This window comes from Haemophilus haemolyticus, from assembly GCF_003490935.1.
In the GTDB taxonomy this organism is placed as follows: domain Bacteria; phylum Pseudomonadota; class Gammaproteobacteria; order Enterobacterales; family Pasteurellaceae; genus Haemophilus; species Haemophilus haemolyticus_M.
Map to the genome: position 1 here is coordinate 226,417 of NZ_QQGD01000001.1, position 16,906 is coordinate 243,322.

A 16,906-nucleotide genomic window follows, 5' to 3' on the forward strand; every position below is an offset into this window, starting at 1 on the left:
CTTCAATGATAAATATCATTTTTCTTCACGGACTTCTTGGTACAAAAAACGATTGGCAAAAAGTCATTGAAAATTTACCGCACTTTAATTGTATTGCGTTAGATTTGCCTTTTCACGGGCAAGCTAAAGATATTGAAGTCACAAATTTTGAAGAAACGGCGGAGTATTTGGCTCAGCAAATTAAAAGTACGGTGAAAAATGAACCCTATTTTCTTGTTGGGTATTCTTTAGGCGGACGGATCGCTTTGTATTATGCACTGCAAGCTCAGGTGGAACGATCTAATTTGCAAGGCGTTATTTTAGAAGGGGCGAATCTAGGTTTAAAAACTGACGAGGAAAAGCAGGCTCGTTTTCAGCAGGATTTTGCGTGGGCGCAACGTTTTATACAAGAACCACCAGAAAATGTATTAAATGATTGGTATCAACAGCCAGTATTTTCTCATTTGACTACAGAAGAAAGACTGCAGTTAGTTGAAAAACGAAAATCAAATTGCGGTGAAAATATTGGCAAGATGCTGCTGGCGACAAGTCTATCTAAACAACCTGATTTTAGTGAAAAAGTGCGGTTAAGTTCTTTGCCATTTTTTTATTTTTGTGGTGAGCGAGATCATAAGTTCCAGGTTCTAGCTAAAGAAAATCAAATAGATTTAGTAACCATTCCTTCCGCTGGACATAATTCACATTTAGAAAATTCAAAATATTTCTCTGAAAAAATAGAAAATTGCATATTAAAAATTGATAGACCTTAGTTAAAATGCTAGGATTCAATCCTTTCTCTTTATAATAAACTACTAAGGAAACACAATGTCTACACAACTTCGTAATAATCCGATGAAAGTGGCGTTAGCCTCTATGGTCGGTACGGCAATCGAATTTTTTGATTATTATATCTATGCGGCTGCCGCTGTATTAGTTTTCAATACGCAATTCTTCCATAGCGATGATCCGCTTTCTAATGATTTACTTTCTCTTTCTACGCTTGCTTTAGCATTTTTTGCACGTCCAATTGGTTCTGCATTATTTGGTCACTTTGGCGATAAAATTGGTCGTAAAAAAACCTTGGTTGCCTCCCTTGTTTTAATGGGTGGTTCAACGGTAGTAATTGGTTTACTTCCGAACTATGCTCAAATCGGTATCTGGGCGCCAATTTTGCTTTGCGTATGCCGTGTTGGCCAAGGAATTGGACTTGGTGGTGAATGGGGAGGGGCAGCTTTAGTCGCCACAGAAAATGCGCCAGAAGGCAAACGAGCTTGGTACGGTACTTTCCCTCAATTAGGTGCGCCAATTGGCTTATTTGTAGCGAATGCAACATTCTTCTTAGTTAGCTATTTCCTCGGGCAAGATGCCCTTGTGGAATGGGCATGGCGTATTCCGTTTGTATCTTCTGTTTTATTGGTCGCTGTCGGCTTATATGTTCGCTTAACTTTGCATGAAAGCCATGTATTTGTGGAGGCGGAGCAAAAAGGTAAAAAGTTGAATGCACCAGTGAGTGTTGTTTTTACTAAACACTTAAAACCAATGGTTATTGGCACATTTATCATGGTGGCAACTTATTCTCTGTTTTACATTATGACGGCTTTTGCTCAGGCATATTCTCGAACAGCACCAAAGCTTTCTGAAGCAGGTTATGCGCTTGGCTTAGGTATCCCAGCAAATACATTTACTGGCTTGTTATTAATTAGTGCGATTGTATTTGGTATCTTTATCAGTATTTCTGGTGTTTATGCCGATAAAATTGGTCGCCGTAAATGGTTAATTTGGGTGACTGTAGCTGTTGGTGTGCTCGGTTTAACCATGCCATTCTTCTTAGAAAATGGTACTCCAATGAGCGTATTTGCATTTTTAGTAATTGGTATGGCGATCATGGGGATGACGTTTGGTCCAATGGCTGCGCTATTACCAGAATTATTTCCAACGGAGGTGCGTTATTCTGGTGCTTCTCTCGCTTATAATTTAGCATCAATTATTGGTGCAACGATTGCGGCGATGATTTCTTTAAAAATTAATGCGTCATTTGGTGTGATGGGCGTAGGTATTTATTTAGCAATCAATGCCCTCATGACGCTATTGGCATTATTAGCGTCAAAAGAAACTAAAAATGTAGATTTAACACAAATCTAATCCTAGTTAAGAAAAAAGAGCTGTGAAAATTTGATCTGCACTCTAAAAGTTGGACTCAACAACCAACAATTGAGGTGCAGATTTTTTTATGGGTAAACATTACACAATAGAATTTAAATTACAGGCTTTCCACTCTATTTTAAATGGGAAAATGAGTATCAGAGAAGCTGCGTGTTTTTACAATATTCCTTCCAACTCCCTAGTCTGTATGTGGTTGAAACGGTTTGAAAAAAAGTGGCATAAAAGAACTTATTCCCCGTAAACCATCAGGACGACCGCCGATGAAACCCAAATATGCAAAAATGCCACCTCTACCCAAAACTGAAGAAGAGCCTTTACGCCTGAGAATTTTACAGCTTGAAGCCTACCTAAATGAATTGAGAAGGCTCAGATTTCAGTACGAAGCCGAGTAAAGGAAATTATCCAAAGGTTAAGAACGCATTACCCATTAAAATGGCTTTTAGGATTTGTACGGTTAGCACGTAGTGCATTTTTTGCTAAACTTCAGATTAAACTGGATAAGGGGCGTAGCTGAAAAAGGCCATTAAACGCATCAAAGCCAATCAGCCTGATTATGGCTATCGAAGTGTTCAGCCTGTCTGCCAACGTTAAATCACAAGAAAATCCAGCTTCTAATGCGGTACTTGGACGCCAAGTGCGGTTAAGAAACGCAAGAAATTCATGACCTATCGAGGAACAATAGGCCATATTTCTCCGAATCGTCTTGAGTGTGATTTTACGGCAACTGCCCCGAATCAATAGTGGGTAACAGATATCACGGAGTTTAAAGCGAAAGATAGGGGGAGTCTATTTATCCCCGATTTTAGACTTATTTAACAATGAGATAGTCGCCTTTAATCTCAGTTACTTGCTGAATTGGGTACAAGTCAATGTTAAACATGGCGGGCAAACGCCAGAATAAGGTTGAGGGCTTGATTTTACATTCAGACTAAGGTAGCAGTATGAGATGAGTGCTTACACCGAATACTTGCCGAGAAAGGTATAATTCAAAGTATGTCAAGAAAAGGGAATTGCTTAGATAACGCAGCAATGGAAAGTTTCTTTGGGGATTAAAAACGGGAATGCTTTTACAAGTGGGAATTTAAAACGAAAGAAGCGATAGGTGAATCGGTAAGGGATTATTTGGACTATTATAACCACCGTCGAATCCAAGTGAAATTAAAAGGACTGAGCCTGATACAATATCGTTGTCAGTCCTTGAATTAATCGTCCTGATTTTTGGGGGCAGATCAAAATAGACCGCATTTTTATTTTTTTTGATGTGTAAAATAATATTTACACTTTTCTGTAAAAAAACTATCATAATCCAATCTTATTTTCCCTACATTTCTGATATATGACCAGTTTCAAATTTAATCCACAAAATCCTTTCGATTGTTTTATTGTGCAAAGTGAATCCATGAAAAGTGCGGTAGAAAATGCGAAACGTTTTGCTATGTTTGATGCGCCTTTATTAATTCAAGGTGAAACTGGGACTGGAAAAGATTTGTTGGCAAAAGCCTGCCATTATCAAAGTTTACGTCGTGATAAAAAATTTATTGCAGTAAACTGTGCGGGTTTGCCTGATGAAGATGCCGAAAGTGAAATGTTTGGTCGAAAAGTCGGAGACAGTGAAACCATCGGTTTTTTTGAATACGCGAATGAGGGAACTGTATTACTAGATGGCATTGCAGAACTTTCATTGGGCTTGCAGGCTAAATTATTGCGTTTTTTAACGGATGGCTCTTTTCGTCGGGTGGGTGAAGAGAAGGAACATCATGCAAACGTACGAGTGATTTGCACATCACAGGTTCCACTTCATTTGCTTGTTGAGCAAGGCAAAGTTCGTGCTGATTTATTTCATCGCTTAAATGTTCTCACTATTAATGTGCCTCCATTACGTGATCGCATTACAGATATTGAGCCACTGGCACAAGGTTTTTTACAGGAAATCAGTGAAGAATTAAAAATTGCAAAACCAACTTTCGATAAAGATTTTCTTCTTTATTTGCAGAAATATGATTGGAAAGGGAATGTTCGTGAGCTTTATAACACTCTTTATCGTTCCTGCTCTCTGGTACAAGATAATCATTTAACTATCGAAAGTTTAAATCTTGCTCCGCCACAAAGTGCGGTAATTTCTTTGGATGAATTTGAAAATAAAACCTTAGATGAAATCATTAGTTCTTATGAGTCGCAAGTCCTAAAATTATTTTATGCAGAATATCCAAGTACGAGAAAATTAGCTCAACGTTTAGGCGTTTCCCATACTGCGATTGCGAATAAATTGAAACAATATGGGATTGGAAAATAATTTTCTATAAATTAGGCATTGTCAGATTGTATTTTAATATCCGCTAATCTAGAAAATTGCTTACATAACTTTAACCACATAATTTTATCAATCTGTACGTCTAACAAGAACTCGCCTTGTTCCGAAATTTGTTCATGGCGTACACAATCAAGTTGATAAAAAGCATGGCGAAGTTTGCCTTCGTGTGGTTGTAAAATTAAAGAAAGAGAAAGTATCTCGTTTTTTAACCGCACTTTAATGGCTTCAAACAATAAATGAATACCCAGCTCATCTTGCGCAGAGAGATAGACTGCAACAGGCTGATTTTCATCATTGTATTCGATATGCGGTGCAACATTTTCCAGCAAATCAATTTTGTTATATACCAATAGAACAGGAACTTCTCCTGCACCAATTTCTTCTAGCACATCATTGACGGCATCGATATTTTCTTGTTTTCGCGAGTCAGCGGCATCAATGACATGGAGTAATAAGCTAGCTTCTACTGTTTCTTGTAAAGTCGATTTAAAGGCTGAAACAAGATCATGCGGAAGCTGTCGAACAAATCCTACTGTATCCGCTAAAATTGCCGTACCCACATCTTGAATCTGTAATTTTCGTAAAGTGGGATCTAATGTTGCAAAAAGCTGATCTTCGGCATAAACCTCTGCATTGGTTAAGCGATTAAATAAGGTTGATTTTCCTGCATTGGTATAGCCAACAAGTGAAATCGTTGGAATGTCTGCTTTTTGGCGTGTTTGGCGATTTTGATTGCGCTGTTTCTCCACTTTTGCTAAGCGATTTTGTAATTGAGAAATGCGCACTTTAATTAAGCGGCGATCTGTTTCTAACTGGGTTTCACCCGGTCCACGTAATCCTACCGCGCCTTTTTGTTGATCTAAGCCTGTTTTGCGACGAACTAATCGAGTGGATAAGTGTTTTAGTTGCGCAAGTTCAACCTGTAATTTCCCCTCATGAGAGCGTGCTCGTTGGGCGAAAATATCTAAAATGACGCCAGTGCGATCGACCACTCGACAATGACATAAACTTTCTAAGTTACGTGTTTGTGCTGGGGTTAATTGATGGTTAAAAAGCACAACATCAGCATTATGTGATTGCACCGCATCTGCAATTTCTTGAGCTTTTCCCTCACCTACAAAATATTTAGCTTGAGGAGTGTTACGGCTTGTAGTGATAGTATCTAATACATCCACATTGGCAGAATCAGCGAGTAGCAAAAACTCTTGTAGATCATCAGTGTTTTTATCTTGCGCAAAGAAAACGTGAACCACGATGGCGGTATCACGCATTTTTTCAGATTGTTGGGATGAAGAAAGTGCGGTTGAAATTTCCTGAGAATTTCCAACCGCACTTAATAAATATTGATTATCCATTGATGGAGCTGTGATTATTCTGCTTGAGTTTCCACGCTTTCAACGGCTTCAGGTGTTGCTACATGATGGCTGCTATTGTGATGAGAAACAGAGCGCGCAGGCACAACAGTTGAAATTGCGTGTTTATATACCATTTGGTTCACAGTGTTTTTTAATAAAATCACAAATTGATCGAATGATTCAATTTGACCTTGAAGTTTGATTCCGTTTACAAGGTAGATTGATACAGGAATGCGTTCGCGACGAAGCGCATTTAAATAAGGATCTTGTAAAGATTGTCCTTTTGCCATTTTGCTATCCTTTGTTGTCGTTATTATGAAATTTTGGTGATAGAAACGAGTTGTCTCCGCGCGCAAGTGTAGCAATAAACACAAATGTTGTCTATTTGCTTTCCCGTAACTTTTGCAAAATTGCTTTCATTTTATGATCTAGTGGTGCATTGAAGCGCAGTGTTTCGCCATTTTTAGGGTGCTCAAATCGAATTGAAAAGGCATGCAAGAACAAACGGTTCAATCCTAATTCGCTCATTTGTTTATCAAAATCTTTATCACCGTATTTATCATCTAATGCAATGGGATGTCCGGCATATTGTGTATGTACACGAATTTGATGTGTTCGCCCTGTGACTGGCGATGCTTTTACAAGTGTAGCATTTGTATAGCGTTCTTCAATGCTAAATCGGGTTTCAGATGGTTTGCCTTGCTCGCTGACACGCACAATACGCTCGCCGCTGGATAATTCATTTTTCAAAAGAGGGGCCTGAACAACTTTTACATGGGATTGCCATTGCCCACGTACTAACGCTAAATAATCTTTTTGAACGGTTTTTACGCGAAGTTGTTCGTGCAAATTGCGTAATGCTGAACGTTTTTTCGCAATTAATAAAATGCCTGATGTATCGCGATCCAAACGATGAACCAATTCTAAAAAGCGCGCTTCTGGACGTAGTGCTCGTAAGGCTTCAATCACCCCAAAATTTAAACCACTTCCACCATGCACAGCGATTCCTGAAGGTTTATTTAAAACAATCAAGCAATCATCTTCAAATAAAATTTGGTTTTCAAGTGCGGCGACTTTATTGAGATTTTTGGAAATCGATGCGTCGTTTTTTTCAGCCACACGCACTGGTGGAATGCGAACGATATCACCTGTTTGCAATTTATACTCTGGCTTAATACGGCCTTTATTTACCCGCACTTCACCTTTACGCACAATGCGATAAATTAAACTTTTAGGCACACCTTTGAGTTTTGCTAATAAATAATTATCGATACGTTGGCCGCTTTCATCTTCACTAATTGTCAGCATTTTTACTGATGAATTAATGATTTTTTCGTTTTGTTCTGTCATCTTTTTTCCTTTTGAAAATTGGCGCGAATCATATCACAAAGGCGCTATTAACGTAACTCTATGAACGTAATATTCACCTTGCTAATTAATCGTTTTCTATGGATAATAGAGCGTCTTTTTGCGCCTAAGAATTTGCGTAAAAAAGGATAAGTTTTGTTGGTGAAAACTCAATGCGGCAATCGGCATAAGACATTGATAATCAACATTTTTCTTAAAATAAATTAGCCGCTTGCAACGCGTGCGGAATATCGCGTTGTTTTATAAAGCAAATGTTTATGCTTAATAACGTTATCAATGCACCCAGCAACATACAGTCGTGAGATTGACTGGCGCGAGAAACACGAGGTCGATAACGAAGCAAAGTGCGGTTTATTTTGAGGTCTTTTAAAAATTTAATAAGAGAATTGACAATGAAAAGAATGTTAATTAATGCGACTCAAAAAGAAGAGTTGCGTGTAGCGCTTGTTGATGGACAGCGCTTATTTGACCTGGATATTGAAAGCCCAGGACATGAGCAAAAAAAAGCGAATATCTACAAAGGGAAAATTACTCGCGTTGAGCCAAGCTTAGAAGCGGCTTTTGTAGATTATGGTGCAGAACGTCATGGTTTTTTGCCATTAAAAGAAATTTCTCGTGAATATTTTCCCGATGATTATGTTTTCCAAGGTCGTCCGAATATTCGCGATATCTTGAACGAAGGCCAAGAAGTTATCGTTCAAGTTAATAAAGAAGAACGCGGAAATAAAGGCGCAGCCTTAACCACTTTCGTTTCTCTTGCGGGTAGTTATTTGGTTATTATGCCAAATAATCCGCGTGCCGGTGGGATCTCTCGTCGCATCGAAGGAGATGAGCGTACTGAATTAAAAGAGGCATTAAGTTCATTAGATGTGCCTGAAGGCGTGGGATTGATTGTTCGTACTGCAGGTGTGGGTAAATCTCCAGAAGAGTTGCAGTGGGACTTAAAAGTTTTACTTCACCATTGGGAAGCGATTAAACAAGCATCTCAAAATCGTCCAGCACCTTTCTTGATTCACCAAGAAAGTGATGTAATTGTACGTGCTATTCGTGATTATTTGCGCCGAGATATTGGTGAGATCCTTATTGATAGCCCGAAAGTGTTTGAAAAAGCAAAAGAGCATATCAAACTTGTTCGCCCAGATTTCATCAATCGCGTGAAACTTTATCAAGGTGAAGTGCCTCTTTTCAGCCACTATCAGATCGAATCTCAAATTGAGTCAGCATTCCAACGTGAAGTGCGTTTACCTTCTGGCGGTTCAATCGTTATTGATGTAACCGAAGCATTAACCGCTATTGATATTAACTCCGCGCGTTCTACTCGTGGTGGCGATATTGAAGAAACGGCATTAAATACTAACCTTGAAGCGGCAGATGAAATTGCGCGTCAATTACGTTTGCGTGACTTAGGTGGTTTAGTTGTTATCGATTTCATTGATATGACGCCAGTTCGTCACCAACGTGAAGTGGAAAATCGTATTCGTGATGCCGTTCGCCAAGATCGTGCTCGCATTCAAATTAGCCGCATTTCTCGTTTCGGTTTGTTAGAAATGTCGCGTCAGCGTTTAAGTCCTTCATTAGGTGAGTCTTCACATCACATTTGTCCTCGTTGTCAAGGAACAGGTAAAGTGCGTGATAACGAATCTCTTTCCTTGTCTATCTTGCGTTTAATCGAGGAAGAAGCGTTAAAAGAAAACACCAAGCAAGTGCATACGATTGTGCCTGTACAAATTGCTTCTTATCTTCTTAACGAAAAACGTAAAGCAATTAGCAATATTGAAAAACGTCACAATGTAGATGTTATTGTTGCGCCAAATGAAGCAATGGAAACACCGCACTTTAGCGTTTTCCGCTTACGCGATGGCGAAGAGGTAAATGAATTGAGCTATAACTTAGCGAAAATTCACTGTGAGAAAGATGAAAGCACTGAGGAATCTCTTGTTTCTCGTAATGTGGAAACAACAGTTGTTGCTGAACAACCTGCCGTTGAAAGTGCGGCAGTGGCGCTTTCTATTTCTGAAGCTGCTCCGACTCCAGTTGAGCGTAAATCGAATGAACCGTCTTTGTTAGCGAAAATTATCGCGAAGATTAAAGGATTGTTTGCTTCTGAATCCGAAGAAAATAAACTAAAAAATAACCGCACTTCGCGCAATTCTAATCGTAATCAACGTCGTCCACAGGATCGTCGAACTTCTCGTCGTCCACGTTCTGAAAATAACGAAACGGAAAGAACCGAAGAACAAGTTCGTAATATTCGTGAGCGTAATCAACGCCGTCCGCGCCGTAACTTAGTGGAAGAAAGTATCGCTGAAAGTGCGGTAAATTCTACACCGGTTTTTGAGGCTCAAGATGAAAAAACTGAGCAAGTGACTCAACGTCGTCAACGTCGTGATTTACGTAAACGCGTGCGTGTTGAAGATAATGAGATGGCTGTTGAAAATAACGAAAGCATTATTGAACAAATGCCAGAAATGGATGTTGTCTCAGTTCAAGCCGTTCAAGATGATGAAAAACCAGCTCGTCAAAACCAAGAACGTTCTGAACGTCAAGATCGTCAACGTCGCACTCCACGTCATTTACGAGCAGCGAATAATCAACGTCGTCGCCGTCATCAAGAGCCAAAATCACCAATGCCATTATTTGCTGCAGTGGCTTCACCTGAATTGGCAAGTGGAAAAGCTTGGGTGGACTATTCAACAGTGAACACTCCGAAAGAAAATAATTTCTTATCTGTGGATGAATTGCTTGAGCAAGAAAAAACTAAAAAAGGTTTTATCACGCCAGCAATGGGGATTGTGGTTGAAGAAAAATCTCTTGAAGTAAAACCAGCATTAGATTTTATTACTCAGCCAGCCAACGAATCTGTACAGAAAAAAGTACAAGAATCTTTAGAGCGTTTAAATTCTCATAAACCTCAAGAGATTGTTGAGTCTATTGAAGCAACGATTGCTGTAAATGAGTCTGAAACTGTAAATGAACCAGCCTTTGTTCGTACTTATGAGTTTAATGGGCGTTTAGGTACCATTTCTTCAGTTGCTCATACAAAAGCAGAGATGACTTTGGCGAAAGCGAGTGATGAAATGCCAGAAACTTTCCCAATTATTGAATGGCAAGATTCTCGCTATTATTTTTACGGTAAAGGGGCAGCAGGACATCATTGTGCGATTAGCCATGTATATTCTGAGCCTACCCGAGCTAAATCAGAGTAATCTAAAATAAAAAATTAGAATTGGCGTGATGTTTATTACGTCAATTCTTTTTATTTTTGGAGTGCAGTAAAAATAATCACTTGATAAAAACGAGATGATTTCTGCTTGACGGTCTTTCTCAAAAAACGTATTATGCGTGCGCATTAAATCACGGAGGAATGGTCGAGTGGTTGAAGGCACCGGTCTTGAAAACCGGCGAGGGTTTACGCCCTCCTAGGGTTCGAATCCCTATTCCTCCGCCATCAACCTTTCAAAGTTAACTAACTCGAGAGAATTAGTTTTTCTATTTCTAATCATCTATTTTCCGTATTTTCACGGTTTTCTAATTCTTCCTTAAACACCAAATATTCTTCTAAAAGATCGATTGCATCCTGGCATTTCTGTTGACGTTTTTTATAACCTTCTGCAAGTTGAGCATAACGTATTTTTTCATCATTATTTTTTTCTGCCTGTGCTAAATCTTTATGTTGTTGATAAAGCTTATTCAAGCGTTCTAATGCTTCATAGTATTTTTCCAACCGTTCTCTTGGTGGTAATTTATGAATGCTATGTTGAGATTTTTGAATGGTTTGTTTCGTTGTTGTTTGGGGGGCTGTTTGGTGAGTATTCTTGCGAGTTAAAGCTTCTGAAAGAACGGAACATTGAGCGAGTAAACGCTCTGCCAGAAAATTATAGTAATTAAGATCGTTAGATTCTAATGTCTTTATTCTATCTAGCGTTTGATTGATTTCATTTAGATAAAAGGAAACATTCTGTCCATGTTCACTGAACAAAGTGCGGTCAAATTTGGCGAAGATTTTTTCTTCTCGTTTTGATAAATGAGCTTGATAAAGTTGCTGAACTTTTTGATCTAAGATCTGGATAAGTTGTTGAATGGTCATAAAAAATCCCCCAAGTCGGGGGATTATAATCGTTAAAGGTACATTGCTGCAATCCAGCCAAACGCTAATAATGGAATATTGTAGTGTAGGAAAGTGGGTACAACAGAATCCCAAATGTGGTCGTGTTTACCATCCATATTTAAACCTGATGTTGGACCTAAGGTGGAGTCAGATGCTGGGGAGCCAGCGTCTCCTAATGCAGCCGCAACACCAACGATTGAAACGGTGGCTAATGGTGAGAAACCAAAAGATAAACAAAGTGGCACGTAGATAGAAGCAATGATTGGTACAGTTGAGAATGACGACCCAATTCCCATTGTAATCAACAATCCGACCAGTAACATTAAGAATGCGGCTAAACCTTTACTTTGAATCGCACCATTACTTAAGCTTTGAACTAAATCTGTTACACCCGTTGTTGCATTAATCACATTAGCAAAACCAGATGCCGCAATCATAACAAATCCAATCATTGCCATTAAACGTAAACCTTGTTGGAAAATATCGTTACTTTCTTTCAATTTGAAAATGCCAAATATTGCGAAAATGACTATCCCAACTAAACCACCAATAATGGTTGAACTTGTCACTAATTGTGTTGCGAAGGTCGCTACAATGGCGATTAAACTTGCAGTGATTTGTTTTGGTTTTATGTTTGCGATGTGTGCTTCAATTTCTTTTGTGGTTGGCTCTTGAATAGTCACATCATATTCTCTTGGTTTGCGATAAGTGATGAATATTGCGGTGAGCAACCCTAAAATCATACCAATTACGGGCAATAACATCGCGAGGGATACCTGAGCTACATTTGTTTGTAAACCAAGAGCAGCACCTGCTTGATTGATATTTTTGACCAAAATACTTTCGATAAAAATTTTACCAAAGCCAACAGGAAGTAACATATAAGTTGCCGTTAAGCCGAATGTAAGTACACAGGTTACAGCGCGACGGTCTATTTTTAGACGATTAAAAATAGAAAGTAACGGCGGCACGACGATTGGAATAAAAGCAATGTGTACAGGAAGTAAGTTCTGTGAAGAAATGGCGAATAATACCAATACACCAAAAATTAAATATTTAAACCAGGTTAAATTGCTGGAACTTGGAGTTTTATTCATTTTAGTGATGATCTTATAGGCAATTAAGTCGGTAATACCTGATTTAGAAATCGCAATCGCGAACGCACCAAGCATTGCATAGTTCATCGCTACTTCAGCACCGCCACCTAAGCCGCCTGTAAAGGTTTCGATGGTTTTAGTTAAGCCTAAATTACCGATAAATCCTGCGGTAAGCGCAGCAATCACCAGTGCGATAATAACGTTGATGCGTAGCAAACTTAGTGCCAGCAAAACGATGATTGAGATAACAACAGGGTTTGATAACATTGTGTTTTTCCTTGTAAATTAAATGATGAATACTTTACTTTAAAATTTGTATTTGTTGAACAAATAATAACGCTAAATTAATGCCTCCTATATCATAAATAAAACAAAACCCCTCGAAAGTCGCCTTCCGAGGGGTAAGATTTTTATTATCCTGTCAGCTCGGAAGAAATCTTCCAAGCACACCAAAAACCTGAAAGATTATTCAGTTGAATGGTGATGATGGTGACGACGGATAATGTTCATTTTCAAATCTCCAAATAAGAATTGCTTTTTAAACTACTGGAAAAAGAAAACGATTGCAACCACTTTTTTATTTTTTTAAAGTGCGGTCTCTTTTTTAGTTGTTTTTTCCTGTTCCAGTTCAGAAGCAATATGCGGGAATCCCCCGAGATCTTTTAAATGATTCACCATATAGCAAAATAATTCCGCCGTGCGTTCTGTGTCGTATAGGGCGGAGTGAGCTTGCTTCCCATCAAATGGGATTTTAGCAGCAAGACAGGCTTTAACGAGAACAGTCTGACCAAACATTAAACCTGCTAAACTTGCTGTATCAAACATTCCAAAAGGGTGGAAGGGATTACGCTTTACGCCAGTACGTTCAGCAGCAGCCATCACAAAACTTTGGTCAAAAGCAGCATTGTGCGCCACGATGATAGAACGTTGGCAATCTGCATCTTTTTGTCCTCGACGTACCATTTGAAATAACCCCGTGATTGCATCGAGTTCAGACACTGCGCCACGTAATGGATTGTGAATATCAATGCCATTAAATTTCAAGGATTCTGGATTAATATTTGCTCCTTCAAAAGGCTCGATATGAAAATGGCATTTCTGATCAGGATGCAAATAACCGTTTTCATCCATTTTTAATGTGATGGCGGCTAGTTCGAGTAACGCATCTTTTTTTGCATCAAAACCTGCAGTTTCAACATCAATAATGACGGGGAAATAGCCACGAAAGCGATTTTTTAATTGGTTGTGATAAGGGATTTCTTGAGAATCGGACATAATCTATCTCTTAAAAATAAAATAACGTAGGAATCCCTACGTTATTCAAAATATAATAAAAATTGACCGCACTTTAGTTGCCTAAACCAGATTTAGTACTTTTGTTTTCGATAAATTCAATTTTATAACCATCTGGATCTTCAACAAAAGCAATGACGGTTGAGCCACCTTTAACTGGCCCAGCTTCGCGAGTAACGTTACCACCGTTTGCGCGAACGGCTTCACAAGTCGCATAAATGTCATCTACACCGATAGCGATATGTCCATATGCTGTGCCGTGTTCATATTTATCTACGCCCCAGTTGTATGTTAATTCAATTTCTGCCGCACTTTCGCCATCTTCGTAACCTAAAAAAGCCAGCGTATATTTGTATTCTGGGTTTTCACTGGTGCGTAATAAGCGCATACCTAAAACATCTTGATAGAATTTGATTGAACGATCTAAATCGCCCACGCGTAACATAGTGTGTAAAATTCGCATTGGTTTAATCCTTTTTTGATAAAAGTGCGGGCATTATGCCACAAAAAAGTTTAATTAAATAAATTTGTTATGAATTATTTAACCGCAATCATTGAGCCAAAATTAAAGCATTGGAACCAAAGTTCTACTTGTGAAAATCCTACGTTTTTTAACCGCACTTTGTGTGTCTCGATAGAATCTGTACGCATCACATTTTCAAGTGCGGTGCGTTTCTGACTCACTTCAAGTTCGCTATAACCATTAGCACGTTTGAATTGGTGGTGGAGATCAATCAGTAGCTCATTTACCTTTTCATCTTCAAAACGGAATTTTTCAGATAGCACCAATACACCATTTGGATTTAAACCTTCATAGATTTTGGTAAGCAATGCGATACGATCTTCAGGCGGTAAAAATTGCAAGGTGAAGTTGAGAATGACCATTGAGGCATTTTTAATTTCAACGTGGCGAATATCGTCACAGAGAATTTCTACAGGTACTTCACTATGATATGCCGCAATATGTTGACGACAACGTTCAACCATAGGTTGAGAATTATCGATGCCAATAATTTTTACGTTTGGTTGATGAATATTTCGACGTGCCGAAAGTGTGGCCGCACCTCGTGAGCAACCAAGATCATAAACATGACTATCAGCAGTAACGAAACGTTCTGCCAGCATACCGATTGCCGTAATAATGTTGGAATAGCCTGGTACGGAGCGTTGAATCATGTCTGGAAAGACTTCAGCAACGTTTTCATCAAAGGTAAAATCGCCGAGTTTTTCAATAGGCGCGGAAAAAATAGTATCTTTCATGATTTACATTGTGTGCGGGATGTGTTTTTTAACTTTCCACACCCTACGGATTAGAAAATATTTAAAAAGTGCGGTCATTTTAAGGAAAGTTTTCAAAGGGTCAAATAAATTTCCGTTTAAGATTTAAAAGACGCGCCTTTTTCCGTATAATTCTGCGGTATTTTTCCATTTTTATAGAGAGTTAAGGAATTGAATATGATGCGTACACATTATTGCGGAGCATTAAACCGTAACAATATCGGACAAGACGTAACATTAAGCGGTTGGGTTCATCGCCGTCGTGATTTAGGTGGCTTGATTTTTATTGATATGCGCGATCGTGATGGTATCGTGCAAGTTTGTTTTGACCCGAAATATCAAGAAGCGTTAACTGCAGCTTCAGGCTTACGTAATGAATTTTGTATTCAAATTAAAGGTGAAGTAATCGCGCGTCCTGACAATCAAATTAATAAAAATATGGCGACAGGCGAAGTGGAAGTGTTAGCAAAAGAATTACGCATCTACAATGCTTCTGATGTTTTACCGTTAGACTTCAACCAAAACAACACAGAAGAACAACGTTTAAAATATCGTTATTTAGATTTACGTCGTCCAGAAATGGCACAACGTTTGAAAACTCGTGCGAAAATCACCAGTTTTGTACGCCGTTTTATGGATGACAATGGTTTCCTTGATATCGAAACCCCAATGCTTACCAAAGCAACGCCAGAAGGTGCGCGTGACTATTTAGTGCCAAGCCGTGTACATAAAGGCAAATTCTATGCATTGCCGCAATCACCACAGCTTTTCAAACAGCTTTTAATGATGTCTGGTTTTGATCGTTATTATCAAATCGTAAAATGTTTCCGTGATGAAGACTTACGTGCAGATCGTCAGCCTGAATTTACTCAAATCGATGTGGAAACCTCTTTCTTAACTGCACCAGAAGTACGTGAGATCATGGAACTCATGGTACATGGTTTATGGCAAAATATCATTGGTGTGGATTTAGGTAAATTCCCGCAAATGACCTGGCAAGAAGCGATGACTCGTTTTGGTTCAGATAAACCAGATTTGCGTAACCCGCTTGAATTAGTCGATGTGGCAGATATCGTTAAAGACGTTGAATTTAAAGTATTTAATGAGCCTGCAAACAATCCAAACGGCCGTGTGGCAGTCATTCGTGTACCAAATGGTACTGAAATCACTCGTAAACAAATTGATGAATATACACAATTTGTTGGTATTTACGGTGCAAAAGGTTTAGCTTGGGCGAAAGTAAATGACATTAATGCAGGTCTTGAAGGCGTACAAAGCCCGATTGCGAAATTCTTAAATGAAGAGGTATGGAAAACCTTAGCTGAACGTGTGAAAGCTCAAACTGGCGACATCTTATTCTTCGGTGCAGATAAATGGCAAACCACCACTGATGCAATGGGTGCGTTACGTTTGAAATTAGGTCGTGATCTTGGCTTAACTCGTTTAGACGAATGGCAACCGCTTTGGGTGATTGATTTCCCAATGTTTGAACGTGATGAAGACGGTAATCTTGCTGCAATGCACCACCCATTCACTTCACCAAAAGATTTCAGCCCAGCGCAATTAGAAGCGAATCCAACCGATGCGGTAGCAAATGCTTACGATATGGTGATCAATGGCTATGAAGTAGGTGGTGGTTCTGTTCGTATTTTCGATCCGAAAATGCAACAAACGGTATTCCGTATTCTTGGTATCAATGAACAAGAACAACGTGAAAAATTTGGTTTCTTATTGGATGCATTAAAATTCGGTACACCGCCACATGCAGGTTTAGCATTTGGTTTAGACCGTTTAACCATGCTTTTAACTGGAACGGAAAATATCCGCGATGTGATTGCTTTCCCTAAAACTACAGCGGCAGCGTGCTTGATGACAGAAGCACCTAGCTTTGCGAATCCGCAAGCATTGGAAGAGTTGGCAATTTCTGTCGTTAAAGCAGAATAAGTTTGAAATA

General features: G+C 39.0%; 13 protein-coding genes, 1 tRNA gene, 1 pseudogene and 1 other annotated feature. Of the genes and pseudogenes, 7 read left to right on the top strand and 8 right to left on the bottom strand.

Features of this window, described 5'->3' with window-relative positions; translation table 11 throughout:
* Positions 1-5: 5 nt before the first annotated feature.
* From menH to DV417_RS01215, 4 genes and pseudogenes are all read left to right on the top strand, one after another.
* A complete protein-coding gene (menH, locus tag DV417_RS01195; protein ID WP_118878091.1) occupies positions 6-749 on the top strand; it encodes a 2-succinyl-6-hydroxy-2,4-cyclohexadiene-1-carboxylate synthase in 744 nt (247 codons plus the stop codon).
* A gap of 55 nt (positions 750-804) precedes the next feature.
* Positions 805-2,121: an MFS transporter gene (locus DV417_RS01200; protein ID WP_005634220.1), complete on the top strand. Its 1,317-nt coding sequence runs from the start codon at positions 805-807 to the stop codon at positions 2,119-2,121.
* A 1,086-nt stretch (positions 2,122-3,207) separates the two neighbouring features.
* A pseudogene (locus DV417_RS09630) lies at positions 3,208-3,348 on the top strand (IS3 family transposase); the annotation flags it as partial.
* 130 nt (positions 3,349-3,478) lie between these two features.
* Positions 3,479-4,435 carry a sigma 54-interacting transcriptional regulator gene (locus DV417_RS01215; RefSeq protein WP_118878095.1) on the top strand — a complete coding sequence of 319 codons (957 nt, stop codon included), beginning with the start codon at positions 3,479-3,481 and terminating at the stop codon, positions 4,433-4,435.
* Between the two features lie 11 nt (positions 4,436-4,446).
* Here DV417_RS01215 and hflX read toward each other — a convergent pair whose 3' ends face one another.
* From hflX to rluC, 3 genes are all read right to left on the bottom strand, one after another.
* Entirely contained in the window at positions 4,447-5,808 is a 1,362-nt protein-coding gene (gene hflX / locus DV417_RS01220; protein ID WP_118878097.1) for a ribosome rescue GTPase HflX, read from the bottom strand.
* Positions 5,809-5,822: 14 nt separating this feature from the next.
* Positions 5,823-6,098 carry an RNA chaperone Hfq gene (gene hfq / locus DV417_RS01225; protein WP_005641641.1) on the bottom strand — a complete coding sequence of 92 codons (276 nt, stop codon included), beginning with the start codon at positions 6,096-6,098 and terminating at the stop codon, positions 5,823-5,825.
* A gap of 91 nt (positions 6,099-6,189) precedes the next feature.
* A complete protein-coding gene (gene rluC, locus DV417_RS01230) occupies positions 6,190-7,158 on the bottom strand; it encodes a 23S rRNA pseudouridine(955/2504/2580) synthase RluC (protein WP_118878099.1) in 969 nt (322 codons plus the stop codon).
* Between the two features lie 410 nt (positions 7,159-7,568).
* Between rluC and rne the strand changes: the two genes are divergently transcribed.
* Both rne and DV417_RS01240 read left to right on the top strand, forming a co-directional pair.
* On the top strand, positions 7,569-10,382 hold the full coding sequence (gene rne, locus DV417_RS01235) for a ribonuclease E (RefSeq protein WP_118878101.1): 2,814 nt from the start codon (positions 7,569-7,571) through the stop codon (positions 10,380-10,382).
* Between the two features lie 152 nt (positions 10,383-10,534).
* Positions 10,535-10,624, top strand: a tRNA-Ser gene (locus DV417_RS01240).
* A 51-nt stretch (positions 10,625-10,675) separates the two neighbouring features.
* Here DV417_RS01240 and priC read toward each other — a convergent pair.
* The 5 genes from priC to cmoA all read right to left on the bottom strand — a co-directional run bounded on the left by priC (position 10,676) and on the right by cmoA (position 14,937).
* Positions 10,676-11,263: a primosomal replication protein PriC gene (gene priC / locus DV417_RS01245; RefSeq protein ID WP_118878103.1), complete on the bottom strand. Its 588-nt coding sequence runs from the start codon at positions 11,261-11,263 to the stop codon at positions 10,676-10,678.
* Between the two features lie 32 nt (positions 11,264-11,295).
* Complete coding sequence (locus tag DV417_RS01250) at positions 11,296-12,648, bottom strand: Na+/H+ antiporter family protein (protein WP_118878105.1); 1,353 nt, start codon at positions 12,646-12,648, stop codon at positions 11,296-11,298.
* A gap of 101 nt (positions 12,649-12,749) precedes the next feature.
* Positions 12,750-12,871, bottom strand: a sequence feature (His leader region).
* Positions 12,872-12,966: 95 nt separating this feature from the next.
* Positions 12,967-13,656 carry a ribonuclease T gene (rnt, locus tag DV417_RS01255; protein WP_118878108.1) on the bottom strand — a complete coding sequence of 230 codons (690 nt, stop codon included), beginning with the start codon at positions 13,654-13,656 and terminating at the stop codon, positions 12,967-12,969.
* A 73-nt stretch (positions 13,657-13,729) separates the two neighbouring features.
* Positions 13,730-14,137 (bottom strand): lactoylglutathione lyase, encoded by a 408-nt coding sequence (gloA, locus tag DV417_RS01260; protein WP_105888648.1) that lies wholly within the window; start codon positions 14,135-14,137, stop codon positions 13,730-13,732.
* A gap of 74 nt (positions 14,138-14,211) precedes the next feature.
* Positions 14,212-14,937, bottom strand: a complete 726-nt coding sequence (gene cmoA / locus DV417_RS01265; RefSeq protein WP_118878111.1) for a carboxy-S-adenosyl-L-methionine synthase CmoA — start codon at positions 14,935-14,937, stop codon at positions 14,212-14,214.
* A gap of 192 nt (positions 14,938-15,129) precedes the next feature.
* Between cmoA and aspS the strand changes: the two genes are divergently transcribed.
* Positions 15,130-16,896, top strand: coding sequence for an aspartate--tRNA ligase (gene aspS / locus DV417_RS01270; RefSeq protein WP_118878113.1), 1,767 nt, complete (start codon positions 15,130-15,132; stop codon positions 16,894-16,896).
* Positions 16,897-16,906 lie beyond the last annotated feature (10 nt).

What these genes read in the sequence shown, in the direction of transcription:
- rluC (WP_118878099.1), bottom strand. Translation starts at nt 7,158, where the DNA reads ATGACAGAACAAAACGAAAAAATCATTAATTCATCAGTAAAAATGCTG.
- menH (WP_118878091.1), top strand. Translation starts at nt 6, where the DNA reads ATGATAAATATCATTTTTCTTCACGGACTTCTTGGTACAAAAAACGAT.
- priC (WP_118878103.1), bottom strand. Translation starts at nt 11,263, where the DNA reads ATGACCATTCAACAACTTATCCAGATCTTAGATCAAAAAGTTCAGCAA.
- aspS (WP_118878113.1), top strand. Translation starts at nt 15,130, where the DNA reads ATGATGCGTACACATTATTGCGGAGCATTAAACCGTAACAATATCGGA.
- rnt (WP_118878108.1), bottom strand. Translation starts at nt 13,656, where the DNA reads ATGTCCGATTCTCAAGAAATCCCTTATCACAACCAATTAAAAAATCGC.
- DV417_RS01250 (WP_118878105.1), bottom strand. Translation starts at nt 12,648, where the DNA reads ATGTTATCAAACCCTGTTGTTATCTCAATCATCGTTTTGCTGGCACTA.
- hfq (WP_005641641.1), bottom strand. Translation starts at nt 6,098, where the DNA reads ATGGCAAAAGGACAATCTTTACAAGATCCTTATTTAAATGCGCTTCGT.
- rne (WP_118878101.1), top strand. Translation starts at nt 7,569, where the DNA reads ATGAAAAGAATGTTAATTAATGCGACTCAAAAAGAAGAGTTGCGTGTA.
- hflX (WP_118878097.1), bottom strand. Translation starts at nt 5,808, where the DNA reads ATGGATAATCAATATTTATTAAGTGCGGTTGGAAATTCTCAGGAAATT.
- gloA (WP_105888648.1), bottom strand. Translation starts at nt 14,137, where the DNA reads ATGCGAATTTTACACACTATGTTACGCGTGGGCGATTTAGATCGTTCA.
- DV417_RS01215 (WP_118878095.1), top strand. Translation starts at nt 3,479, where the DNA reads ATGACCAGTTTCAAATTTAATCCACAAAATCCTTTCGATTGTTTTATT.
- DV417_RS01200 (WP_005634220.1), top strand. Translation starts at nt 805, where the DNA reads ATGTCTACACAACTTCGTAATAATCCGATGAAAGTGGCGTTAGCCTCT.